At 60.0% G+C, this 23,559-nt stretch carries 20 protein-coding genes and 1 pseudogene; 7 read left to right on the forward strand and 14 right to left on the reverse strand.

Annotated features, from left to right (window positions below):
• Positions 1-358: 358 nt before the first annotated feature.
• Both BLU35_RS25390 and BLU35_RS25395 read left to right on the forward strand, forming a co-directional pair.
• On the forward strand, positions 359-559 hold the full coding sequence (locus BLU35_RS25390) for a diguanylate cyclase domain-containing protein (RefSeq protein ID WP_502688175.1): 201 nt from the start codon (positions 359-361) through the stop codon (positions 557-559).
• Between the two features lie 191 nt (positions 560-750).
• Positions 751-1,449: a class I SAM-dependent methyltransferase gene (locus tag BLU35_RS25395; protein WP_093234974.1), complete on the forward strand. Its 699-nt coding sequence runs from the start codon at positions 751-753 to the stop codon at positions 1,447-1,449.
• On the opposite strand, the gene BLU35_RS25400 is transcribed toward BLU35_RS25395, so the two are convergent.
• Genes BLU35_RS25400 through BLU35_RS25415 form a run of 4 tightly spaced genes read right to left on the reverse strand, consistent with a single transcriptional unit; the run spans position 1,421 to position 5,247 of the window.
• Positions 1,421-2,218 carry an ABC transporter ATP-binding protein gene (locus tag BLU35_RS25400; protein ID WP_093234975.1) on the reverse strand — a complete coding sequence of 266 codons (798 nt, stop codon included), beginning with the start codon at positions 2,216-2,218 and terminating at the stop codon, positions 1,421-1,423. The two genes, BLU35_RS25395 and BLU35_RS25400, sit on opposite strands and share 29 nt — an antisense overlap.
• 8 nt (positions 2,219-2,226) lie before the next feature.
• Positions 2,227-3,261, reverse strand: a complete 1,035-nt coding sequence (locus tag BLU35_RS25405) for a FecCD family ABC transporter permease (RefSeq protein WP_093234976.1) — start codon at positions 3,259-3,261, stop codon at positions 2,227-2,229.
• Positions 3,258-4,262: a FecCD family ABC transporter permease gene (locus BLU35_RS25410; protein ID WP_093235011.1), complete on the reverse strand. Its 1,005-nt coding sequence runs from the start codon at positions 4,260-4,262 to the stop codon at positions 3,258-3,260. Before BLU35_RS25410 ends, BLU35_RS25405 begins: the two co-directional genes overlap by 4 nt.
• A 19-nt stretch (positions 4,263-4,281) precedes the next feature.
• Positions 4,282-5,247: an ABC transporter substrate-binding protein gene (locus BLU35_RS25415; protein ID WP_286161621.1), complete on the reverse strand. Its 966-nt coding sequence runs from the start codon at positions 5,245-5,247 to the stop codon at positions 4,282-4,284.
• 243 nt (positions 5,248-5,490) lie between these two features.
• Between BLU35_RS25415 and BLU35_RS25420 the strand changes: the two genes are divergently transcribed.
• Positions 5,491-6,372, forward strand: a complete 882-nt coding sequence (locus BLU35_RS25420; protein ID WP_093234978.1) for a LysR family transcriptional regulator — start codon at positions 5,491-5,493, stop codon at positions 6,370-6,372.
• Positions 6,373-6,511: 139 nt separating this feature from the next.
• On the opposite strand, the gene BLU35_RS25425 is transcribed toward BLU35_RS25420, so the two are convergent.
• From BLU35_RS25425 to BLU35_RS25465, 9 genes and pseudogenes are all read right to left on the reverse strand, one after another.
• A complete protein-coding gene (locus BLU35_RS25425) occupies positions 6,512-7,558 on the reverse strand; it encodes an alpha/beta fold hydrolase (protein WP_093234979.1) in 1,047 nt (348 codons plus the stop codon).
• A gap of 250 nt (positions 7,559-7,808) precedes the next feature.
• A pseudogene (locus BLU35_RS25430) lies at positions 7,809-8,977 on the reverse strand (alpha-hydroxy acid oxidase).
• 2 nt (positions 8,978-8,979) lie between these two features.
• Positions 8,980-10,251 (reverse strand): glycerate kinase type-2 family protein, encoded by a 1,272-nt coding sequence (locus tag BLU35_RS25435; protein WP_093234980.1) that lies wholly within the window; start codon positions 10,249-10,251, stop codon positions 8,980-8,982.
• 1 nt (position 10,252) lies between these two features.
• Positions 10,253-11,233: a D-2-hydroxyacid dehydrogenase gene (locus BLU35_RS25440; RefSeq protein ID WP_093234981.1), complete on the reverse strand. Its 981-nt coding sequence runs from the start codon at positions 11,231-11,233 to the stop codon at positions 10,253-10,255.
• Positions 11,234-11,314: 81 nt separating this feature from the next.
• The gene (locus BLU35_RS25445; protein ID WP_093234982.1) at positions 11,315-12,823 is read right to left on the reverse strand and encodes a tripartite tricarboxylate transporter permease; all 1,509 of its coding nucleotides are present in this window, start codon (positions 12,821-12,823) and stop codon (positions 11,315-11,317) included.
• A 10-nt stretch (positions 12,824-12,833) separates the two neighbouring features.
• On the reverse strand, positions 12,834-13,298 hold the full coding sequence (locus tag BLU35_RS25450; RefSeq protein ID WP_093234983.1) for a tripartite tricarboxylate transporter TctB family protein: 465 nt from the start codon (positions 13,296-13,298) through the stop codon (positions 12,834-12,836).
• Positions 13,298-14,254, reverse strand: coding sequence for a tripartite tricarboxylate transporter substrate binding protein (locus tag BLU35_RS25455; protein ID WP_093234984.1), 957 nt, complete (start codon positions 14,252-14,254; stop codon positions 13,298-13,300). The genes BLU35_RS25450 and BLU35_RS25455 overlap by 1 nt, the downstream gene beginning before the upstream one ends.
• Before the next feature lie 143 nt (positions 14,255-14,397).
• Positions 14,398-15,081: an RraA family protein gene (locus BLU35_RS25460; protein ID WP_093234985.1), complete on the reverse strand. Its 684-nt coding sequence runs from the start codon at positions 15,079-15,081 to the stop codon at positions 14,398-14,400.
• A 42-nt stretch (positions 15,082-15,123) separates the two neighbouring features.
• Entirely contained in the window at positions 15,124-16,116 is a 993-nt protein-coding gene (locus BLU35_RS25465) for a hydroxyacid dehydrogenase (protein WP_176907431.1), read from the reverse strand.
• Positions 16,117-16,294: 178 nt separating this feature from the next.
• Here BLU35_RS25465 and BLU35_RS25470 point away from each other — a divergent pair, with 178 nt between their 5' ends.
• Positions 16,295-17,176 (forward strand): LysR family transcriptional regulator, encoded by an 882-nt coding sequence (locus tag BLU35_RS25470; protein ID WP_093234987.1) that lies wholly within the window; start codon positions 16,295-16,297, stop codon positions 17,174-17,176.
• Positions 17,177-18,310: 1,134 nt separating this feature from the next.
• Here the strand turns inward: BLU35_RS25470 and BLU35_RS25480 are convergent.
• A complete protein-coding gene (locus BLU35_RS25480) occupies positions 18,311-19,894 on the reverse strand; it encodes a bifunctional 3-(3-hydroxy-phenyl)propionate/3-hydroxycinnamic acid hydroxylase (RefSeq protein WP_093234989.1) in 1,584 nt (527 codons plus the stop codon).
• Positions 19,895-20,020: 126 nt separating this feature from the next.
• Between BLU35_RS25480 and BLU35_RS25485 the strand changes: the two genes are divergently transcribed.
• Genes BLU35_RS25485 through BLU35_RS25495 form a run of 3 tightly spaced genes read left to right on the forward strand, consistent with a single transcriptional unit; the run spans position 20,021 to position 23,557 of the window.
• Positions 20,021-20,620 carry a TetR/AcrR family transcriptional regulator gene (locus tag BLU35_RS25485; RefSeq protein ID WP_210185159.1) on the forward strand — a complete coding sequence of 200 codons (600 nt, stop codon included), beginning with the start codon at positions 20,021-20,023 and terminating at the stop codon, positions 20,618-20,620.
• A gap of 29 nt (positions 20,621-20,649) precedes the next feature.
• Entirely contained in the window at positions 20,650-22,599 is a 1,950-nt protein-coding gene (locus BLU35_RS25490; protein ID WP_093234991.1) for an acyl-CoA synthetase, read from the forward strand.
• Between the two features lie 4 nt (positions 22,600-22,603).
• On the forward strand, positions 22,604-23,557 hold the full coding sequence (locus BLU35_RS25495; RefSeq protein WP_093234992.1) for a fumarylacetoacetate hydrolase family protein: 954 nt from the start codon (positions 22,604-22,606) through the stop codon (positions 23,555-23,557).
• Positions 23,558-23,559 lie beyond the last annotated feature (2 nt).

Below are 23,559 nucleotides of genomic sequence, written 5' to 3' on the forward strand. Positions count from 1 at the left end.
AAGAAATAGCCCGTCAGAGGATGATGAGGCCAGAGGCTCTTATCGAGGAGACTTCACAGGGGACATTGTGAAGTCCTGCGCCTGCCCCTGATCGGGGAAACGGGCGCTTTTCGTCGCTGCGCCGGCGCGTTTCATCGCGGCGCACAGCCCTGCCGCGGTCTAACGCCTTCTTCTCAGTCTGGGCGCTAACGTTGCGACGACTAAAGCCTAACGTCTATCGGAAACGAGGCCTCGATGCTGAACACCATACATGTTGGAGTCGTTTCGCACTGTGCCAACATCAACGAGATCGGTGACGGACGACATCATCGCCGAGTGAGAGATCCGCGACCACATCATAATTGCTGAAGCCTGAGCTGTGGCTCTTCCTGCCTATGTCACGGTTAGCATTGGATTGGCCATATGGGAACACGGCAGCGAGGCGGGATCTTCAGAGGCGTTGCAGCGGCAAGCGGACGAAGCGCTGTATGAGGCAAAGAAAAGAGGACGCACAAGTGGCCCTCTACGCACCGTCCGAAGCGGACTCAATTTGAGCGCTTGGGAGGTTTTGGATCGGTAACTCTCCGGGTGCCCACCGAACAATTAGTCCGGCTGGGCCGTCTGAGGCTGCCCCGATGAAGAATGTGCCGATGGCAGCGGCGTGCACGGTCAATTTGCGGCCGTCCGCAACAACATACAGTTTGTACTACCCGTGCGAGTCTAGGTGCTCTAGAACGCTGCCGACAAGACAGCTGCTAACGGAGATTTGCCATGAGCCAGGATAACAAAACCATCGCCACCTGGTACGTCGATCCAGACGCAGAGGACCGGATGGCGGATGGCCACGCACCCATCTGGCGGCATCTGTTTGAGTTGATCGTCGAGCGCGACCTCTCCCAGAAAAGCGTGCTTGATTTTGGCTGCAACCAGGGCGGCCTGCTGCGTCATCTCTATGCAGTCCGACCTTTCCGCAAGGCGCTTGGTATCGACATCGCCGAACAGTCGATCGCAAAGGCCGAAGCCTTCAAAGGCAACATGCCCGTGCAGCATGCCGTGGGCGGGCGCCTCGAGGGTTGGGTGGAAGCGTTTGATCTGGCGATCAGCCACGAGGTGATCTACCTGATCGAGGACATCGATGCCCATGCCGCTAATATCTTCAAGGCGTTGAAGCCGGGCGGCGTCTACTACGCTGTCACCGGCTGCCACACCGACAACCCTCTCTGGCCGAAGTGGCGCGATCTCGTTGCGAAGCGGACAAACACTGTCGTCCGGGATCGTTCGATCACAGACTACGCCAAGACTTTCACCAAGGCCGGCTTCGCAGTCTCCGGTCGCAAGTTGGAGTACGACGGCTTCGTCCCGTTCTTCGAAGATGGCTGGACACCCGATTTCGCCGACGCTCTCGACTATTACACGCAAACGAAGATCGTCTTCCGGCTCGTCAAGAACCCGAACGGTGCAGCCTCGTAAGCTCGATGTCGAAATGAGGAGGTTTGTCGGGGTCGACCTCGACAAACTTGCCTTTCACCCGAAAGGTCTTTTCGATCAGTCCGCTTGTGGCGAGCATCTTCGGTTCGCCGTCGAAGCGCAATTCGCCTTTTTCCAACAGCGAAATCCGATCGCTGACAGCGATCGCCTGATTGATGTCGTGGATGGCCATGATGATCGTTACGCCGCGCTCGCGACTAAGGCGATGAACCAGATCAAGCACTTCGACTTGGTAGCCGATATCGAGAAACGACGTCGGCTCGTCCAGAAGCAGGATTCCTGCCTCCTGTGCCAAGGCCGCGGAGATCCAGGCGCGCTGGCGCTCGCCTCCTGACAGTTCATGAAGCGTTCGATCCGCCAGGCTTGATAGGCCGGTACTTTCGAGTGCCCATACGATGGCCTCTTCATCCGTCCGATCATAGGAGCGAAACAGGCCGACATGAGGAAAACGCCCCTGGCGAACGAGTTGGGCGACGGTCATTTCGTCCGGGGCGGCGGGCTGCTGCGGCAGGAACGCAAGTTTCTTGGCAATGGCATGTCGCGACATAGACGCGAGCGCAACCCCTTCGATCTCGGCTTTGCCTTCCGAAGGCGCGATCAATCCGGCCAACGCCTGGAGGGCCGTGCTTTTTCCGGATCCATTCGGACCGATGAGCGCGCGAATTTCCCCCTTCTCCATCGACAGGGAAAAACCGTTCAACGCCCTTCGACGCCCGTAAAGAACCGACAATTTCGAACAAGAAAGAGGCATGGGCGAGCTTAAGGAACCTTGCGCAGAAGCGCCAGCATCACGGGAACGCCCATGAGGGCGGTGACGATACCAATCGGAACTTCCTCGGGCCCGCCGGCCAGCCGGCCGATGAGATCACCGAGCGTGACGATCACGGCGCCCAGCACGATGGTGAGGGGAAGAACCAGCGGGAAATGCCGCCCGGCGAAAAAGCGCGCCAAGTGCGGGACGATCAGTCCGACGAAGACGATCGGTCCCACCGCGCCGACGGCGCTGGCGGCAAGGGCACAGGAAACGAGCAGCACGAGCGAAAATTGCCGGCGATACGAAAGCCCGAAGGAACGGGCGACGGTCGCATCGAACCGAAGCAGCGTGAGTGGGCGATAGATCAGCGGGAGTATCGCGAGACCCGCGACGGTGAATGGTAAAAGAAAAAACGCGTGATCCCACGTCCGAGCATAGAGGCTGCCCGAAAGCCATTCGAGAATGATCTCGATGCGCGCCGAGCCCCATCCCGCGATAAGCCCGATGGCGATCGCATGGAGCACGGCGCCGATGGCGATACCGCAGAGCGTGATCCGGATCGGACTAAGACCAAGACGGAAGGCAAGAAGATAGATGATGCCGCCGGCGAACATTCCCCCCACCATCCCAGCAGCCGGAAGCCAGGCAATCGGCAACTCATTGACCGAATAGGAATCCGGATTGGCGAGATAGACCGTGAAGAGCAGGAACACAGTCACGGTCAAGGTCGCCCCCTGAGAAACGCCCATCAGGGAGGGATCGGCAAGCGGGTTGCGCGTAATCGTCTGCAGCAGGAGACCGGCCAGGGCAAACTGCATGCCGGCGAGAACACCCGTCACGATCCGCGGCAGTCGGATATCAAGGATGATCGAACGGGCTTCGGACGAACCGCTCCCAGTTAGCGTTGACAAAACGTCATGAGCAGGGAGATCGACGATGCCGAGGAAAATGGCCGCCACGAATGAGAGGAGGACGAGTGCTACCGCTGAGGGTAGCACCCAACGGCTTGGCTGACCTGTCGCAGGCGCACTCGCTTTCATGCAGCCTGTTCCTTGAAATCGAGGCGCCCACGCTGGATCAAATAGACAAACAGCGGCCCACCGAGCAGGGCCGTCACGATGCCGACCGGCAGTTCCTTCGGAATGGCGATCGTGCGCGCTATCAGGTCCGCTGCTGTCACGATCAGCGCGCCCAAGGCTGCTGCAAGAGCGATCTCCCAAGCCGCGCCGCGGGGCCGCAACATTCTTGCGATATGCGGCGCGGCCAGACCGACGAAAGCGACGGGGCCGGCGACAGGCGCAACGCCGGCCACGGGGCAGATCGCAAGCACCAGCAGAACCGGCTTCCACAAGGCAAGCTGAACTCCCATTGCCGCGGCAGAATGATCGTCAAGCGAGAACATTGCGATGACCCGATGAAGCACCAAAGCGCCGATCATCCCGATCAGCACCCATGGCAGCATCTGGAGAAGATTCACCCATGTTCGGCCCGCAAAGCCCCCCGCCAGCCAAAACAGCAGCGCCGTCGACTGTGGGCCTGCAAACAGCAGGACATAGATCGTAATCGCACCAAGAAAGAGCGAGATACTGACACCGCCCAGCGCCAGGTGGAGCGGATGGCTGTTGCCGCCACGCGCCACCCAGAACGTCACCGAAGCCGCCGCAAGACCGCCGGCCAACCCCACGAGCGGATAATAGAGCCCGGAAACCCAAGGCAGGAAGACGAAGCAGGTGACGATCGGCGTGATCGCCCCGGCGGTAACGCCGGTAATCCCGGGATCGGCTAGCGGATTTCGGGTCAGCGACTGAAGCAGATAGCCGGAGACTGCAAGACCGGCGCCCGCTGTGGCAGCGGCGAGGCTCCGCGGAAGTCTGAGCGTCCAGACGAGGATGGTTTCAATCTTGCCATCCGCGCTGACGAGCGCTCGCACGACAGCATCCAGCGGTAGATTGCGAGCACCCGGCATCAGCCCGATCACAATGACAAGGAAAGTCGCGACGACGACCAAGCCGATGGCTATCGAGGATTTCCGTGCGCCCATCGTCGTCGCGATCAATCACTTATTTCTGAAGTTCGGCCGGGATGATCTTGGCTGCTTCCGCCTTCACGTCAACCTTCGGGAACATATCCGGGTAGAGGTAGTGGGCCGCTTCGCGCAGGACGATCTCGCGGGCGATCGGGCCGTTGGTCTCGACCCATTGGTCCCCAACGTAGAAGACCCGGTTGTTCTTGACCGCCGTGAGCTCTTTCCAGATCGGGTTGTTCTCATGCGGGCGGTCCGGACCGTAATCGTAGATGAACAGGACTTCCGGATCCTTCTCGAGCATGGTCTCAAGGCTGAGGTCGATGCCGAACTCGCCGCCCGGCGTCATTGCACCAGCGATGTTATTGCCACCGATCGCGTTAACGATAGAGGCCGAGGTGTTTTCGTCATGGAAGGCGAACGGCACTTCGCCTCCCCACATGATTGCGTAACGGGGCTGATTATCCTTTGGTGCCTTTGCAGCAACCTCGGCGAGATGTGCACGAAACGCTTTGTTCAGCGCGATCCCGCGCTCGGGCTTTCCAAGGATTTTCGCCAGCGCCTCGATCTCCTTGTCACTGCCATCCAGCAGTTCCATGTTCCAGGCGGCATAGGGCGCGATCTTCTCGAGCTGCGGCGCATTCCCGACCGTATAGCGGCGGATCGCGACGATCAGGTCGGGTTTTGCTTCAGAAAGGAGCTCAAGGTTTGGCTTCGCACGCTGGCCGATCTGCGTCATGTCCTTGGTGAGGCCGAGCAGGAACTCAGGCGGGCGGTCGGCAACCATGTAGGTGCTCGCTACCGGCATTATGCCAAGTGCCAGGGCCACGTCATCGGCGAAATAGGAGATCGAGGCGATGCGTTTCGGCTGCGCGGGGAATTCGACCGTCACGCCGCGATCGTCCGTCACCTTCCGGGTCGCGTCTTCGGCGAATGCGGAACCGGCGGCTACTGCAAAGCAGGCAGCAAAAGCACTCGCTAGGATGGCGCGCCTGCTCGACATGGCAAGACTTGAAAACATGCTTTTCTCCCTGGTGTGATCAATGAGGACAGTGGCGTCCGGCAGGTAGCCCCATGCGGTTGCGCGGAATGCATGCCGCACGCGGCAACAAACCTGGCGTCCTTCGTCTCCGCCCACTGCATATGTCGGTCAAAGAAGCGGCCTTCCCGGATCGTTCTTGTCGTTCAGAAGGAATGTGGATAGATACAGTCAACTTATTTGCAAGCGAAAGATTTGCACGCCCGCATGAGAAATTCTCAATCCAACCGGACGAAACTACCGCCGCTGGCAACGCTTCCCGCCTTTTCGATTGTAGCGCGCACGGGAAGTCTGACGCTGGCCGCGCGGGAACTGCATAAGACACCCGGGGCAATCAGCCGGCAGATCAAGTCCCTTGAGGACATGCTAGGCGTCAATCTCTTCCATCGCCGGCATAATGCGATTTCACTTACTGATGCCGGCCGGCAATATCTCACCCACGTGAATGCCGCCCTCGCCACCATCGAAAGCGGCACGCGCGCCCTCTTGCCTGACCGCGTGCGCCTGGTGATCCAGGCACCCATCACGCTGGCGCGACGCTGGCTTATTCCAAGGCTTGGCGCCTACCTGCAGGAGAATCCCAACGTTGATCTCAACATCCAGTCACTGGCGCTCGGGGCCAATGACGTGCCCGACGTGACGATCACCTACAGCCGAGGCTCCGAGGATACCCGCTTCCCTTCAGCCTTCCTGCTCGACCGAACGGTGGCCGTCTGTTCCCCGCTCCTCTTGGGCGGCAGCGCTCAAGCGATGACGCCCGCGGCACTGCTTGATCTGCCGATCCTGCTCGACACTTCGGATGGGTGGTCATGGCACCGCTGGTGCGAGGCGGCAAAGACACCATTTCAGCCGCGCAGCGGCAGCATCACTTTCGATACGGATGAGGCCTCCATCGATGCTTGTATGACCGGCCTTGGCATCGGCCAGGCAAGCCCGTCTCTCATCGAGAGGGAACTACGCGAGGGCCAGTTGATGTTGCTTTTCCCGACCATCAACCCAATCGTCGGCGCCTACGAAATTGCAGCTCCAGCGCCGCCCGGTCGTGCGGCAGGGTTCAATCAGTGGCTTCAGACCTGGAGGGATACTTAAATCTCGCGGCGTTCCGATACATGGCCTTATCAACATGGGGTAATCGCGGGAGCGGTGCCCTACTGGCTGCTGAACGGATATTTCCACGAGCCTTCAGCGCGCCTTGTGGGCAGCGCGGTTGATCAATACGCCATCGCTTTCACAGGCGGTCGACGTCGATGATCGCCTGCGCGAAATCTTCCGGCGCTTCCTGCGGCAGGTTGTGGCCGATGCCACCAGTGATGTTGCGATGCTGATACTTGCCGGAAAACATGCCAGCATAGGCTTCAGGCTCGGGATGCGGCGCGGCATTCTGGTCGCCTTCGAGGGTAATCGTCGGGATCGTGATCACCGGGCTCTTGGCAAGTATTTCCTCGAATGCGTCGAAGCGGGATTCGCCTTCGACCAGGCCCAGCCGCCAGCGATAATTATGGACGGTGATAGCGACATGGTCCGGGTTTTCGAACGCCGTGGCCGAACGCGCAAAGATCGCGTCGTCGAATTGCCAGGTCGGCGAGGCGGTCTCCCAGATCAGACGAACGAAATCGCGCGTATTGGCCTGGTAGCCGAGCCGGCCGCGCTCTGTGGCGAAATAGAATTGATACCACCAGGCGAGCTCGGCCTTTGGTGGAAGGGGCTTCTTGTTCATCTCTTGGCTGCCGATGAGATAACCGCTCACCGACACCATCGCCTTACAACGATCCGGCCATAGGGCGGCCATGATGTTTGCCGTACGCGCACCCCAATCGCAGCCGCCGACAACTGCGTTTTCGACGCCGAGCGCATCGAGGAACGCAACCATGTCGACGGCCAAGGCGGATTGCTGGCCGTTGCGTGGGGTGTCCTTCGACAGGAATCGGGTCGTACCGTGCCCCCTCAGATAGGGCACGATCACCCGATAACCGGCCGAGACCAACAGCGGCGCAACGTCGACATAGCTATAAATATCGTAGGGCCAGCCATGCAACAGCAAGACCACGGGCTCGTTGCTGGCACCAGCCTCGGCGTAACCGATTTCGAGGTCGACGGCCTTGATGCTTTTCATAGATTCAAAGGACGTGCGCCTGGCGGCCAGGGTGGCGGTGCTCGTCTTCGTGGCGGACTTGTCTGAGCCCACATGGGCAGCGTCGACGAAGCCAAGTTCGACGGCTGCGGCGGCAGCCATGCTCAACAAGCGACGGCGTTCAAGGTTGAATTGTGGGGACATCGATCTCTCCCCGGTCGTGGTGATCACGATGAGAAGAAACGATACGGCTGGCTCTAAGTCGTGTCGAGCGGGAAACGGGACTTCAAAACGGGAATTGAAACACTAGGTTCTTTCGCTGCAGTTATTAGACCGTGGTGACAAGCGGTGTCGGGGCCGACCAGGGCGCATTCCAAGTGATACATTATGCGATCTTTTCAGCACAGAGCGAGAACAACACGGCAACACGGCTTGGGATGGAGGATACAAGGGCTCAGAAGCAGGCTCGGTGAACGACATAGCGCTGGTCGATTTCGTCAAGCACCACCGCTCCTAGCAGCGCGCCATGTTCTGATGGACTTCGGATTTTAGGATGTCGATTGCCTTGAGGACGCCTGGGCCACCAGCGGCGACCGCCGCATAGAGGAACGGCCGCCCGACAAAAACGAAGCGTGCGCCGAGCGCGAGCGCTTTCATTACATCGGTGCCACGTCGAAAGCCCCCGTCGATCATCACACTCGTTTTGTCACCGACACGCGCAACGATTTCAGGAAGCGCGCTCAAGGGCGACATGGTCCCGTCCAGCTGCCGTCCGCCGTGGTTCGACACGATCAGCCCATCCGCGCCAACGTCGTGAACGCGCGATGCGTCGTCAGGATGCAAAACACCCTTAACGACGAGCTTCCCCGGCCAGCGCGAGCGAATGCGTTCGAGATGCACCCAGTTCAGATGATCTCTTCGCCCAAAGTCGCGCATGATGTTCGAGGAGATGATCGGCGCACCCCTGGTCGCATATGAGTTTTCGAAATGCGGAACGCCATGCGTTGCCAGCGTTCGCAGAAAGGTGCCGATCGTCCATCGAGGATGGGTGGCGCCTTGCCACGCCAAGCGTAGGCTCGGGCGCAAGGGGGTCGAGAAGCCGGCACGGATATTGTTCTCACGATTTGCCAGCGTGGCGGTATCGACCGTGAGGACGAGTGTCCGAAACCCGGCCCCTTGCACTCGGTCAATGAGCGCGTCGATGCGATCCGGTTCGCCTGGAAGATAGGCCTGGAACCAAGATCCTGGGGCGGCGCTGGCGACCTCTTCTAGTCTTATCAACGAGGATCCGCTCATGATCATGGGAATTCGACGCTCCCCGGCCGCTTCGGCGAGCACGACGTCGCCACGGTAGGCCATCAGCGCACTGATGCCCATTGGAGCTATCCCGAAAGGGGCGTCGTATGTTTCGCCGAAAAGCGTTGCCTGGGTGTTGCGCCCAGAAACATCACGAAGCACCCGGGGGCGAAAGGCATACGAGTCGAAGTCTTGGACATTGTAGCGCAGCGACGCATTGGTTTCGCTCGCGCCCGCGATGTAACCGAACAACGGTCGTGGAAGACGACGCCTGGCCACTCGTTCGAAGTCATTCAGACAGAGGAATTGGTGCAAGCGACCGCCCATCACTAAACCACCAGGATTGCACGAAAATCATTCACGTTGGTTCCTGTCGGTCCGGTATGGAATAAGTCGCCCAATGCGTCAAACGCCGTCCAGGCGTCGTTCTTGGTGAGCAGTCCTTTTGCGTCACGGCCCAGCGAGTTCAATCGAGCCACCGATGAGGCATCCGCAAAAGCCCCGGCATTGTCTTGAGAACCATCAATCCCATCCGTGTCGGCAGCCAAGCCAAAAATGCCAGTACATTCGGCGATTTCACTCGCGAGGGAAAGGAGGAACTCCGTGTTGCGTCCACCCCTGCCATTCCCCCGAAGCGTCACGGTGCTTTCTCCGCCCGAGAGAAGGACCACAGGCTTTCTAAAGGGCCGGCCATTGCGGAGGATTTCCTTGGCGATAGCGGCATGCACCTTGGCGATCTCCCGCGCTTCCCCTTCCACGGCGTCGCTAAGGATGACGGCGGGAATGCCCACCTCCCGCGCCATTTCTGCCGCGGCTTCCAGTGATGTTGCCGCCGAAGCCACGACATGCACGTCGTTTCGGGCAAAGCATGGATGGTTGCTATCCAAAGGCTGTGCAGCCGGGGCGGACAGATAGTCCATGACGCCGCGCGGAAGCTCAATCCGATAGCGATCGATTACTTCAAGTGCGTCGCGGTGGGTGCTCCAGCCCGCAACGGTCGGCCCGCTTGCGACCAAACCCGGATCGTCACCTGGCACATCCGACACGATGAGCGTCGCGACTTTCGCAGGATAAGCCGCAAGGGCGAGACGTCCGCCTTTGATCGTCGAAAGCTGGGTTCGCACGACATTCATCGCAGAGATCGGCGCACCTGATGCCAGGAGAGCCTTCCCCACCGCAATCTCGTCGGCGAGTGTCAAGCCCGGTGGTGGTGCTGCCAGCAGGGCAGAACCACCGCCGGAGATTAGCGCGACGACCAGATCATCCGCCGTCAGACCGGAGACCAGGTTCAGGAGGCGCTGCGCCGCATTAAGGCTAAATGCGTCAGGGACTGGATGGCTCGCCTCAATGACCTCGATCCGTCGGCAACGTGCCGCTGTCCCGTGCGTCGTGACGACAAGACCCTCGATCGGACCGTCCCAGAGGCTTTCGAAGGCTTGAGCCATCTGAACCGACGCCTTCCCGGCTCCGACCACAATCGTACGTCCGCGCGGCTTTTGTGGCAGGTTTGCCTTTATCGCCTCGTGGGGGTCCGCGGCGCCTACGGCGGCGGCGAAGAGTTTCGTCAGGAAAGCCCTTGGATCCTGTGTGACGTCGATCATGTTAGGCCGCGACGAGGTTGGCGGGTTGGCCGCGCTCAAATGCCTCGACGTTGTCGATCAGCTGGTCGACGAGTGACTGCACGGCCTCACGACTTGCCCAGGCGACGTGGGGTGTCAGAATAAAATTCGGCAGGTCGAGAAGACGCATGAGGGCGTGATCCTTCTCAGGCGGCTCTGCCGTCACGACGTCGAAGCCGGCGCCGCTGATCAATCCATCGCGCAATGCCTGTTCGAGAGCCAGCTCGTCTACCAGTCCGCCACGAGCGGTATTGATGAGCAGCGGACGCTTCGCCATAAGCGCGAACTCGGCCGTGGATATCATGTTGCGGGTGGAGGTCATGAGTGGGGAATGCAGTGTGATGATGTCACTCACGCGCAGGACCTCTTCGAAGGGCGTGTAGAGCGGGCCCATCCCCTTCGACCCTTTATAATCGGAGAACAAAACCTTCATGCCGAAGGCTCGGCCCAGATCGGCAACGGAGCGCCCGAGCACACCATCACCGATGACGCCCAACGTCGCACCCGCCAAATCCCGGATCGGATAATCGAAGTAGCAGAACTGACCGGCGTCCTGCCAACGGCCGGCGCGCACGGATGCATGATAGGCAATGAGGCTCCGGCGCAGTGCCAGGATCAAGGCAAAGGTATGCTCGGGAACGGTGTTGACCGCATAGTTGCGGATGTTGCAAACGGCAACGCCGCGTTCGGCGGCGGCGGAGACTTCGACGACATCCGTCCCAGTGGCCGCGACGGCAATCAGGCGGAGCTCCGGCGCACCTGCGATGGCGGAGCCTCGTACTTTCACCTTGTTGGTGATGACGATGTCCGCATTGCGAATACGATCGGCGACCTCCTCCGGCTTTGTGTGATCGAACTGGACCAGCTCGTGAGAAAACGAGAAGGCGCGGATCGTTATGTCGTCGGGAAGAGTTTGCCGATCGAGCAGGACGATGCGGGCAGGATTCTGCGGGTGATTGGACATGTGAGTTCGACCCCGTGGAGGTTGGAAGAAAGACGGCCGCACGAGACGGCCGTTATGGAGTTTCGGCAATCGAAAGGAGGCTTAGGCCTCTTCGTCCTGGAACGCCTCTTCGCGCGTGCGGCGGAACGACGGCAGGACCATCAAGACGAACATGCCCACGGTGGCCATCAGCAGCACCAGGCTGATCGGTCGCTCGTAGAAAACGCTCGGATCACCGTGGGAGATGGTCATCGCACGGCGGATGTTTGTCTCCAGTAGCGGGCCGAGGACGAAACCGAGGAGCAGTGGCCCTGCCTCGCATTTCGCCTTGCGGAAGGCGTACCCCAACAGACCGAAACCTGCTGCCAAGACGACGTCGAAGATACGGTTGTTGATGCTGTACACGCCAACGCAGCAGAATAGCAGAATTGCCGGGTACAGCAGGCGATAAGGAACGGTCAGCAACTTCACCCAAACGCCGATGAGCGGCAGGTTGATGACCACCAGCATCAGGTTTCCGACCCACATACTCGCGACGAGACCCCAGAAAATTTCCGGCTGGGTCGCGAGCACCGTCGGGCCTGGCGTGATGCCGTGGATGATGAAGGCGCTCAGCATCATCGCCATCATGTTGTTCGAAGGAATGCCCAAAGTGAGCAATGGGATGAACGAGGATTGTGCACCAGCGTTGTTGGCGGCTTCCGGACCGGCGACCCCTTCCACGGCGCCATTGCCAAACTCCTGCGGGTACTTGGAAACTTTCTTCTCCACTGAATAGGCGCAGAAGGATGCAAGCGTTGCTCCTCCCCCCGGCAGGACACCTAGGAAGGTTCCGACGCCGGTACCACGCAGGACCGCCGGCCAGGCGCGGCGGAAGTCATCCCTCGTCGGCCAGAGCCGGCTGAGCTTGCTGACGAGCACACCGCGCGCCTCATGATTTTCGAGATTCTCGATAATCTCGGCAAAGCCGAAGAGACCAATCGCGATGACAACGAAGTCGATCCCGTCGAAGAGTTCGACCGCGCCGAAGGTCAGTCGCTCCTCGCCGGAACTGGCATCGATGCCGACCATGCCGAGCAGCAGGCCGAGCAGAATCATCCCGATGGCCTTCAGCACCGGGCCACGGGCAAGCACCGTCGCGGCGAGCAAGCCGAACAGCATAAGCGAGACATATTCGGCTGGCCCAAACGACAAAGCAAAAGAGGAAAGAGTCGGGCCAGCGATCGCGATGCCGAACGTGGCAACCGTTCCCGCGAAGAACGAGCCAAGAGCCGCAACGGCCAATGCCGATCCCGCTCGCCCGTTCTGCGCCATTCGGTAGCCATCTATCGCGGTGACCACTGATGATGCTTCGCCCGGCAGATTGACCAGGATCGCCGTCGTCGACCCACCATACTGGGCGCCATAATAAATTCCGGCCAGCATGATGATACCGGCCAAAGGCGGCAGGTAAAACGTGATCGGCAGGAGGACTGCGATCGTTGCGGTCGGACCGATGCCGGGCAGCACGCCGATAAGGGTGCCGAGCAATGCGCCCAACAGGCAAAAACCCAGGTTGGTCGGCGTCAGCGCTTCGCTGAAGCCCAGTGCAAGTAGATCAAGGAATTCCATGTTCTAAGCCTCAAAACGGCCAGATCGGCATTTGCACGCCCAACCCGACGATGAAGACCAAAGCACCGAAGGCGGTCAGACCCGCGGTAAGTATGAGCACTTCGCGAAGCTTGGAATCGCGGTCGGCTATGCTTCCGACGAGAAGCAACCAGACAGATGCAGCCACAAAACCAAAGAACTCGGCGATAAAGGCAAAGCCGACCACCGACGCCAGGATGATGGCCACCGGCCAGAGCTTCGGCTTGGAGATTTCCTCGCGCTGCCGGAATGCGCCAAGGCCACCGACAGTGACGCCAACGATGATCAACAGGCAACAGACGATTCTTGGCAGATACCCTGGTCCCATCGCGGAAGCCGTACCGAGCGTCAGGTCACGCCCGGCCCAAAGGCCGAGCGCGCCGAAGCCCACCAACAGTGCTGCCGTCAGGAAATCCGGGCGATCCCCAGTTCCTTCAGCCTTGCGTGGGTTCAACATTAGTTTTGTTCCTTGGCAAGCTTCCAGATCGCGCCGAGCCGCTCAGCTCTGACTGGCATTTCCTTGTTCCAGTCCTCGGAGGATAGGTAGGACAGTGCGAGCGACTGCTGCTTCGCCTTTGCCTGGAACTCGGGATTGTCGAGCGCCTTGCGCACGGCATCAGAATATTTCTTGCGGATGTCCTCCGGAACGTCGCACCCCATGGCAATGCCGCGTTCGGAGCTCATCAGCACTTCGAACCCCTGTTCCTTCGCGGTCGGCAGATCCGGGGCAATCACGGCGCGCTCTTCAGCGAACTGACCAAGATTTTTGAACGCCGAATGATCGCTGCCGACAAACTCGCCGACGTTGATGCCGATCGCCATTACGTGACCGCCGAGAAGCGCGGTGCGTGCCTCGTTTGCCCCATTGAAGGTCACAGCGGTGAGATCGACACCCGCAGCTTTCTCGAGTTGAAGCATCGCCAGATGTTCGTCAGTCCCAAGACCCGTCGTACCGATCGTCACGGCGCCAGGGTTTGCCTTGGCGTAGGCAACCAGATCCTTGAGCGAGTTGAATTCGGAGTTGGACTGGACGATGAACGAACCTGGGTCCTCGACGATCCGCGCGACAAGGCAAAGCTTCTTGGGGTCGAAGCGGACCTTGCGGTCCATCTGCATCGTGAGGTAGCCAGGCGTGTTCAGTGAGGACGCGGTATACCCGTCCGGACGGGCTTCCGTCATTGCGGTGTACGCGATTTCGCCCGAAGCGCCCGGCCGGTTAAGAATGGTGATCTTAGCGCCAAGCTCCTTCTCAACATAAGGCGCGAGCGTTCTGTTCATGACGTCCGTGCCCCCGCCCGGCGCGAAAGCGACGATGAATTCGATCGGCCGATCCGTCGGCCATTCGGCGTGGGCAGCGCCCGCGCCGAAGAGCAGGGTTGTTGCCAGTGCAGTGTTTCGGATCAAATGCTTCATGGTATCCTCCCATTGATGACAGTTATCGGCGCCGCAGCGCTCCGAGGGTTTCGGGCCCGTACAGATTGAACGGGCCAAGGGCTTTGCAGTGGCCGGAACCTCACCTCCTCCGTGGGTTCCGGCATGTTCCGGCGCGGATGCGATCAGTGATCTGCTGGTAGCTCGCAGCCGCCCTTTGCAAGCGCATCGTTGAACCAGGTCGGCTTGTGCGTACCGGCCTTGATGTTCTCCATTTGCTTGTTCTCTGCCGTGTGCTTTGCAACGGTACGTTCATAGACTTCGGCCACGTCGTCGATCGGAACAACGACCACACCGTCCGCGTCACCGAGCACCAGATCGCCCGGCATGATCACCATTCCCCCAATGGCAATGGGGCAATTGATTTCACCGGGTCCGTTCTTGTAAGGGCCGCGATGGGTCACGCCGACGGCAAACGACGGTACGTTCATCTCGAGAAACGCGTCAGCGTCACGAATTGCTCCGTTCAGCACAAATCCGACAACACCGCGTCGTCGGGCATAATCGAGCATCATTTCGCCCATCAGCGCGTGGGTAACTTCGCCGCCGGCATCCATGACGATGACATCGCCTTCGACTGCCATGTCCATGGCCTTGTGAAGCATAAGGTTGTCGCCGGGCGGCGCCTTGACCGTGATGGCGCGGCCGGCGAGTTTGCCGGAGCGATGCATCGGTCGAAGTTCGGCGCCGGCCGCGTGCATGCGATGCATGCTGTCACTGACATTGGCAACCGGCAATTCTTTGAACTTTTCGACCCACGCCTGATCAACCGCACGAGGCCGACTGCGAACCCTGAAACCTATGGTCAATGTATTCTCCTCGATTTCGAATTGATGATTGATGCGAGACGATCAGGCGGTGGCCTTCGCCAAAGCGCGAAAGTTCACGATCCTCTCGCGGCCGAGACCACGCCCCTGGACCATTGCCAGAATTCCTTCGATCGCATCGACGCCGACACGAACGTTCGCCTCCTGTGTGACGCCGCCGATGTGCGGCGTGACGACGATCTTCGGTTCCTGCCAAAACGGGTGCTCCGCAGAGGGCGGTTCGACCTGGAACGTGTCGAGTCCGGCGCCCGCGATATGGCCGCTTGCAACTGCGCGCAGCAGCGCGTCTTCGTCGATGAGGCCGCCGCGCGCCGTATTGATCACGTAAGAGCCAGACTTCATCTGACCGAAGCCTTTGTCGTCGAGCAGGTTTCGCGTTTCCGGCGTAAGCGGGCAGTGCAGGCTGACGATGTCCGACGTTGCCAGGATTTCTTCCACGGTCCTGACGCGAGAGACGCCGGCGTCGGCGAAGGTGGCATCTTCTGCGAACGGGTCGTAGCCACTGACGCGGATGCCGAAGGCTTTTGCAAGCGCTGCTGTATGGCGCGCGATTGCTCCGAACCCGATAAGGCCCATGGTCATGCCGGAAAGCTCTTTGCCCGAAAAGCCCGGCTTCTCCCACCTGCCATCCCGAAGCCCAGCATCGAGCGGCAGGATGCGCTTGACGGTCGTCAGCAGGAGCGCAATTGCATGTTCGGCGACCGATTGGGCATTCGCACCGGTTGCGACGACGACAGGAATTTCGCGACGAGAGGCAGCTTCTAGATCGATGTTGTCCACCCCAACACCGTGTTTGGAAATCACTCGAAGCGACGGAGCAGCGGCGATTGCCGAGGCCCCGAACCGACCCATGCGAACGACTACGCCCACCGGATCCGCTCCGGCCACGATGCCGACGAGATCCTCTTCGCTCGTATAGGGCGGTACATAGACCAGGCTGTAGCCGCTATCTTCGGCGAGTTTCACGGCGCGCTCGTTGAGCGCCGGACCTGTGACGAGAATGGTTTGGCTTCGCATGCGCACCTCTATTGGAAATGACGAGGACGCGGAGCACCAAGTGTCCCTAACCACATCCTCCCTTTGTGTCCAACTCCCGTAGACACTTTCTGGCCATGACGGTAACATAACCTATGCTTGAAAAAAGCGAATAATTCTGACCAAGATGAACAGTTATTCTTAATTTGTGGAGCCCAGCATGGACATCCGTCAGCTGAAAACGTTTCTCGCGATAGCGGAACATGGGACGTTCGCGAAGGCGGCCGAAGCCGTGGGTCTCACACCTTCTGCTATCAGCCAACAGATCCAGGCATTGGAATCCGAGGTGCGGGCCGAGTTGTTCGACCGCTCCACGCGGCCGATCACACTGAACAGCCACGGACTTCAAATGCTGGAGGCAGCACACGGTCTTGTGCGCGCTGCCGATGATATTGTTGATGCTATTTCCGGCAGAGCGATCGGCGGAACGTTCACGATCGGCTCAGTGCGCTCAAGTGCTCTTTCTCTTCTGCCGAAGGCGATCATCGCGCTTAAGAACGACTTCCCGGATCTGAGGATCAAACTGCATGTGGCGAATACCGACGAACTGCTCAACGATGTCGTTACGGGACGTCTCGATTCCGCGATGGTCGCTGAATATTCCGGTGTTCCCTCGACGTTGCGCTGGAGCCCGTTCATTCAGGAACCCCTTTTTGTGATCGCTCCAAAAGGGACGCGCGTGAGGTCCGCGGCGGAATTGCTCTCGGAACTGCCATATGTGAAGTTCATCAGCCGGTTTCGCCTGGCAAACATCATCGAAACGGAAGTTGCAAGACGCGGTATCGTCACGAATGTCATTGCCGAAATCGACACAATCACAGCGGTGGTCGCCTGCGTCGTGAATGGGCTCGGAGCTTCGATCGCACCGTGGAGCGCGTTGAAAGAATCTCCTGGCGAGGTAGTGGCGGTACCTTTCGGCGATCCGGCCATTTATCGCCAGATCGGACTCATAGAGCGACGGGCGAGCGCTCGCACAGCCGTGATCGACCGGCTCCATCAACACCTGGTGAGCCTTAGCGGCGAATACGGGGTACCTCGCTAACGACGTGGCGGTGCCAAGTTGACGCCGAAGCCCGCGCCAAGACCCTGCGGTCCATGCTCAGGCGCGACCGCCTAGCACCCCAACCTGCGCGTGCCAGACGGACGCATCATGTTTGTATGTAAGCGCCTTGAAGGGATACGAACCGTCGACCCTCTAGTTACGATCAGGATGAGATTGTCGCCGCGCAATCTGCCGTTAATTCCGAAGGGGCGACGCCCTCTGCCTCCCGCAATCTGCCAAAGCGTCGGATTTGGCAGCGATAATTCTTCAGTGTCGCCGGCTGAAGGCAAGCGGATTGATAAGATATTGTCATTTCAGCGCTCCTTGTTGTTGGAGCGGCAATCTTGATACCAGAAGGAAATATCCCACGGCTCTATTGCTGCCTGATAACTCGCCGGTCCACCCCGATCACCGGGCAACCTCTAGCGTTCCCGAACTTAATTGTCTCAGGTTCGACCGCAATGGTTCTGCCTTGATATACGAGAACGTCTTCGTCCGCATAGACGAGCACTGGAAAGAGTAGCCCCGAGCGGCCGACGATGTTCTTTGCGACTGATTTATTGCACCGCCCCTTGGCAGGCGCTGTGCTCCATATTCCTAGCTCGTTGGAGCGGTTTGTAATCCTGACCTCGCTCGCCTGAACTGATGACGGTTTCGATAAGGCGTCGCAAGAGGAAATCGTAGCCACCAGAATGCAAAAATAAATGCGGGGCCTAAGTTTAATATCGGTTTCTGATTGTTCTGAACGACGGGAAAGGCTGCGCGGAGATTTGTTCAATTCGTTCATGTATCGGCCGTCCCCCTTGGACTCGCGCAGTCGGAGCTCTTCATGGTATTTGATCATCAGTGATCGCCCGCGTTGTTGCTGTAGGGAATTCCCGCCGCAATAACTCCCGCACTTCGCAACTGTCGATCGGCATCGGTGCGGCCACTGCGGCACTGCGACCCGGCCCGCGAGATCGGCTGTGGGTGCTGCTACGATCACCGGGCTGAGCTGCCTTCGACCTCAAAGGGTTTTCGCCCCGTCCTTGCGTGCGGCACGCGTAATTGGAATTGCCGATGCCCCAAGGTCGGACGGGCACAATGCGAACCACTGTTGGCTCGAAAGCCCTGCAGCGGTAAAGCTGCGGGTCTCTAGGCAACAGATCCCCGCATCTGTTGCTCAGCGGCTCGCAGCATCTGGTTTACCTCTTCGGCCCTGCCGGCTGCCATCACGACCCGGTCCGGTCTGACGAACACGACGTTTCCGGTTCCGGCATGAGGGACGGGTGCTGCCTTCTTGGGCATGAATGCTCCTGGGCCGGTTAGAGCCTGATCCGGCTTCGCAATCCAAATCTTGCTCGCTTCAAGGCTGGAGAGGATACAATGTGAATACGCATCGAGATACTGCTCAGGATCAGTGCCGAAACCGACAAGTGCAAAGTTGCGTCCGAGCACGTCGTCACTGCGCTGCTGGTTCCCTTGCCGATCGACGAGCCAGACTTGAGGCAACAGATAGCCTGGCTTCGGACAATCCCCTCGGGCTGATTTCAGGAACAGACCCCGGCGATATCTATTGGCGGGCCGAATACCCTGTTCTTCCAAGACCCCACGCAGGCCGGGAATTGTCCGCATTAGCTTGATTGTGCCGTGACTGGCAAAGGCGGCGAAGCGGTTACGGGGCATGATGAGCTTGCCCATCATGCGGGCAAGATTGATCATGGCCTTGCTGTGCGGGCGGCGCTCCGCGTCGTAGCTGTCGAGAATATGGGCTCCCGCATCCCCCCTTACCACAAACGCCAACTTCCATGAGAGGTTTGCCGCGTCGCGGAGACCTGAGACCAGGCCTTGACCGACAAAGGGTGGCGTGATGTGCGCGGCGTCGCCCACCAGAAATACCCGACCGCTGTGGAAAGAAGCGGCGCTTCGAGCATGAAAGCGGTAGACTGCCCGGCGCTCGATCTCCATTGCCGCAAGCCCACCCCATGGCGCAAGCAGACGGCCGACCTCCGCGTCGTCTTCCATCTGTTGCCGGCTTTCGCCTTTGGAAAGCATGAATTCCCACCTCTGGCGCCTACCCGGTGCGATCATATGCGGTGTCGGGCGCTTGGGATCACAGAGAAACTCGACATGATCGATCGGCTCGCGCGCATTTTTCGCATCGACGATCAGCCAGTCCTCGACAAAGCTCTTGCCTTTGAAATCCTGGCCAATCATGGTGCGCACATTGGAACTCGCGCCGTCGGCCCCCACCAGATATCGTGCCCGGGCTTCCACGACCCGACCATTGGCCAGGCGTATCTGGGCGGCGATCCCTTCATCACTCTGCCGGAAATCAATCAGCTCGGCTTGAGAGGCAAAGGTGACGGATTCGATCTCGGTCAGTCTGCGGCGCAGCGCCTGCTCGAGATCGGGCTGATAGAAAGTGATTTGCATCGGATGCGTGTCGACTTCGCGCGCCGTGTTGATCCGCGCGAATTCGCCGAAGGTCGGCGAAACCATACGCACGTAAGGTATCCGCACCTGGTCGAAGTCATTTTCGTCCAGGCCGACCGACTGCAGGATCCTCAATGCATCGAAGTCGAAAGCGATCGCTCGCGGCGCCGCGTAGATGTCGGGCGCTTTGTCGATGACGAGTGTGGATATGCCGCGTCGACCCAACATGAGCGCGAGCGTAGCGCCGACAGGGCCACACCCCACCACCAGCACATCAGTGCTCACCGGCACGCTGTTTTCCATTTCTTTATCCTCCCAGCGGTCGACCGGCGCCAACCGATCGCCACTTGATAAACACTGTTGACATAAATTGCACAGTAGTGTTCAATAATGTCAATAGCTGATCGCAACAGGACATCGGTGCTCAGAATGAACACGGCACAATCCAAGCTTCATGAGGCTGCCATGCGCATCTTTGCCGAGCGCGGCGCGACGCAGCTCAATGTGAGCGAGCTTGCCCAGGCGGCTGGCGTGGCGCGGGGGACGGTCTACAACAACCTCAAGGCGCCCGAGACTTTGTTCGAGGAAGTGGCAGCCAATCTGGCCGATGAAATGCACCGCCGCATTTCGGCAAGTTCCGCCGGCATCGACGATCCGGCCGCCCGTCTTTCCGTCGGCCTCCGCCTCTTCGTTCGCCGCGCCCACGAGGAGCCCCATTGGGGGCGGTTCATCGTCCGTTTCGCCTACAGCAACATGGCCCTGCAGGGCGTGTGGGCCGGACCGCCGGCGATGGATCTGCAGCATGGCGTGGCGACGGGACGTTACGCGTTTGAGCCGGGCAAGTTCGTCTCCTTGCTCGCCGTCATTGGCGGCTCCTGCTTGTCGGCAATGTTTCTGGTGCTGGAGGGGCACAAGACCTGGCGCGAAGCAGGATCGGATGCGGTGGAGTTTGCCCTGCGTGGGCTTGGTCTGTCGCCGGAGGAGGCCGCTGCGATCGCCAATACGGAGCTGCCGCCTCTGTCCAGATAATCGCCGGCAATCTTCAGGGAGGAAGATCAGTGCTTGCAAAAAATGATGGCGCGCCTGAGCGCCCGGTCAACGCCTTGCCCGATATCGAGGCCCTCGAGCGCACCCCGCTGCAACGGCGCGGGTTGCCGCAAAGCACTTTTGAGATGCTGAAACAAGGTGCGGCGATAGCGCCGAAAGCTCCGGCGTTGTCCTTCTTCTTGCGCACTGCCGAGTTCCGCCGGCCTGTCGTGTGGACCCACGCGGAACTTCTTGCCGATATCACGCGCACGGCCAATGTGTTGCGGCGTCTTGGCATAGGCCGCCAGGATATCGTCGCCTTCGTGCTCCCCAATCTTCCCGAGACCCATTTCGTCATCTGGGGCGGCGAGGCAGCCGGCATAGCCTTTGCGATCAATCCGCTGCTCGAGGCCGGGCAGATCGCCGAGCTTCTGGAAGCAGGTAAGGCGAAATGGCTGGTGACGCTGGATGCGACACCCGGAACCGACATCTGGGAAAAAGCCACCGAGGCCGCGGCCAAAGTGCCCGGGCTAAGGGGAATTCTGACCGTCAGCGTCGGGCCTTATGTGCGGGGTTTCGCCGGTCTCGCCTTCCGTATGATGTCCAGGCTCAGAAAGACGCAGACCGCCGGTCTTTCCTTGTCGGTGCTCAGCCTGCGCAAGGAGATCGCACGGGAGCGCGGCGACCGGCTGAATTTCGATCCGCCGAAAGGGACGGATATCTCCTCCTATTTCTGCACGGGCGGCACGACCGGCACGCCCAAGATCGCCAAGCGCACCCATTTTTCGGAGGTGTTCGACACCTGGTCGACGCGCACCTTCGTCGGCGAGGCATTGGGCGCGGGCAAGACGATCTTCTGTGGCCTGCCGCTGTTTCACGTCAACGGCCAGTTGGTTACGGGCCTCGCTCCGTGGAGTCAGGGCGCGCATGTCGTTATTGGCACGCCGCAGGGCTATCGGGGCGAAGGAATCATCCGGTCGTTCTGGGAGATCGTCGAGCACTATCGCATCTATGCCTTCTCCGGCGTTCCGACCGTCTACTCGGCACTGATCCAGGAACCCATCGCCGGCAGAGACATCTCCAGCATCGGCTATGGCTTCTGCGGCGCGGCACCGATGCCGGTCGAACTGTTCCGTAATTTCGAGAAAACCACGGGCATCAAGATCCTGGAGGCCTATGGCCTCACCGAGGGCGCCTGCGTTTCCAGTGTCAATCCACCTGCGGGGGAGAGGCGGATCGGCTCCATCGGCCTGCGCATTCCCTATCAGAAGATGGCGGTTGTCCGGCTTGACGAAGCGGGCCAATTCGCGGGCTTTGCTGAAGCCGAAGAGGTCGGTGTCCTAGCGATCAACGGCCCTAATGTCTTCGCCGGCTATGCAAATGCCGAACATGACAGGGGACTTTGGCTCATAGTCGAGGGGGAGCGCTGGCTGAACACCGGCGATCTCGCGCGCCAGGATGTCGACGGCTATTTCTGGCTGACGGGCCGCAAAAAAGAACTGATCATCCGGGGTGGGCATAACATCGATCCGAAGATGATCGAGAACGCCGTAGCGGACCACCCCGCCGTTCAGCTTGCTGCGGCGGTCGGTCGCCCTGACCCTCACGCTGGTGAAGTGCCTGTGCTCTATGTCCAGCTCAAGCCCGGCCAGATTGTTCCCAACGCCGATCTTCTGGCGCACGTGCTCGCGCGTATCCCTGAACGCGCGGCCCATCCCAAGGCGATCACAGTTCTTCCAACGCTACCGATGACCCCAGTGGGGAAGATCTACAAGCCGGCGCTGTCGATGATGGAAATCGAGATCGCCGTGCGCCGGGAAGCAGAGGACGCGGGTATCGAGCTGAAGTCGCTGGCGGTCGTGCAGGACCAGAGGCGCGGACTGCTCGCGAAAATCGCGATCGACGGAGACGGGGCGCCGCTTCGCGAAAAACTTGGCGGCTACGCCTTCCAGACGGAATTCCTCCAGGAAATCAAAGGATAAGACCATGGCCATCAATCTCGTTCGCTACGAAATCAGCGGACATCGACACTGGGGTGTCGTTCGGGGCGACGCCATCGCGCCCCTCGACGAACGCTATGAGACGACTGCGGCGGTGATCGAGCGGGGCGAGGTGGACTGGCTCGCGGCCTCACGCCGAACGGCCAATGTGTCGTTCGAGGATGTGAAGGTGCTCTCGCCGATCACCACGCCGGCGCGATTGTTGTGCCAGGGCGCGAACTATCGCCAGCACATGATCGAATCGGGCATGAATCCGGACGAGAAGACCTTCAACATGTTCTTCGAGAAGTCCGACTGCTCGCTGAACGATCCATTCGGCATCGTGCGCAGACCTGCGCATGTGGCTCTGCTTGATTATGAGATCGAACTTGCGCTGGTCTTTCGCAAGGCGATCACCGGGCCGGTCACCGTGACGGCCGATAACCTCGCCGACTATGTCTTCGGCATCACGATCGCCAACGACGTGTCGGCCCGTGACGTGCAGATTCCTGAGATGCAGTTCTTCAAGGGCAAGAGCTATCGCGGCTTTTGCCCGATGGGGCCGTATCTGACCGTGCCGGACCCGGGCGAGTTCCGCTACCTTGACCAACTGGACCTTTCCCTCTCAGTCAACGGCGCGCAGCGGCAAAGCGACAACACGCGCAACCTGGTCTTCAAGCCGGCCGAGACGATCACGGAATTGTCGACCTTCTCCGACGTGGCGCCGGGCGACGTGCTCCTGACCGGGACACCGTCCGGCTGCGCGCTGCGCGTCCCGCCGCCATTGGTGCGCAAGCTGATGCAGCTTGTGCTGCCGGAAAAGAAGCTGTGGGCGGCCTTCCGCAAAGGCCAGGCGCGGCGCCCGCACTATCTGAAGCCCGACGATGTGATCACAGCACGGATCAGCAGTGCCGATGGTGCGATTGAACTTGGTGAACAACGCGTCACGATCGCCGCCTAGGA

This window comes from Sinorhizobium sp. NFACC03, assembly GCF_900103435.1.
Classification (GTDB): Bacteria; Pseudomonadota; Alphaproteobacteria; order Rhizobiales; family Rhizobiaceae; genus Ensifer.

Excerpts from the sequence above, each read along its gene's own strand:
- BLU35_RS25395 (WP_093234974.1), top strand. The coding sequence starts at position 751 with ATGAGCCAGGATAACAAAACCATCGCCACCTGGTACGTCGATCCAGAC.
- BLU35_RS25400 (WP_093234975.1), bottom strand. The coding sequence starts at position 2,218 with ATGCCTCTTTCTTGTTCGAAATTGTCGGTTCTTTACGGGCGTCGAAGG.
- BLU35_RS25405 (WP_093234976.1), bottom strand. The coding sequence starts at position 3,261 with ATGAAAGCGAGTGCGCCTGCGACAGGTCAGCCAAGCCGTTGGGTGCTA.
- BLU35_RS25410 (WP_093235011.1), bottom strand. The coding sequence starts at position 4,262 with ATGGGCGCACGGAAATCCTCGATAGCCATCGGCTTGGTCGTCGTCGCG.
- BLU35_RS25415 (WP_286161621.1), bottom strand. The coding sequence starts at position 5,247 with ATGTCGAGCAGGCGCGCCATCCTAGCGAGTGCTTTTGCTGCCTGCTTT.
- BLU35_RS25420 (WP_093234978.1), top strand. The coding sequence starts at position 5,491 with ATGAGAAATTCTCAATCCAACCGGACGAAACTACCGCCGCTGGCAACG.
- BLU35_RS25425 (WP_093234979.1), bottom strand. The coding sequence starts at position 7,558 with ATGTCCCCACAATTCAACCTTGAACGCCGTCGCTTGTTGAGCATGGCT.
- BLU35_RS25435 (WP_093234980.1), bottom strand. The coding sequence starts at position 10,251 with ATGATCGACGTCACACAGGATCCAAGGGCTTTCCTGACGAAACTCTTC.
- BLU35_RS25440 (WP_093234981.1), bottom strand. The coding sequence starts at position 11,233 with ATGTCCAATCACCCGCAGAATCCTGCCCGCATCGTCCTGCTCGATCGG.
- BLU35_RS25445 (WP_093234982.1), bottom strand. The coding sequence starts at position 12,823 with ATGGAATTCCTTGATCTACTTGCACTGGGCTTCAGCGAAGCGCTGACG.
- BLU35_RS25450 (WP_093234983.1), bottom strand. The coding sequence starts at position 13,298 with ATGTTGAACCCACGCAAGGCTGAAGGAACTGGGGATCGCCCGGATTTC.
- BLU35_RS25455 (WP_093234984.1), bottom strand. The coding sequence starts at position 14,254 with ATGAAGCATTTGATCCGAAACACTGCACTGGCAACAACCCTGCTCTTC.
- BLU35_RS25465 (WP_176907431.1), bottom strand. The coding sequence starts at position 16,116 with ATGCGAAGCCAAACCATTCTCGTCACAGGTCCGGCGCTCAACGAGCGC.
- BLU35_RS25470 (WP_093234987.1), top strand. The coding sequence starts at position 16,295 with ATGGACATCCGTCAGCTGAAAACGTTTCTCGCGATAGCGGAACATGGG.
- BLU35_RS25480 (WP_093234989.1), bottom strand. The coding sequence starts at position 19,894 with ATGGAAAACAGCGTGCCGGTGAGCACTGATGTGCTGGTGGTGGGGTGT.
- BLU35_RS25485 (WP_210185159.1), top strand. The coding sequence starts at position 20,021 with ATGAACACGGCACAATCCAAGCTTCATGAGGCTGCCATGCGCATCTTT.
- BLU35_RS25495 (WP_093234992.1), top strand. The coding sequence starts at position 22,604 with ATGGCCATCAATCTCGTTCGCTACGAAATCAGCGGACATCGACACTGG.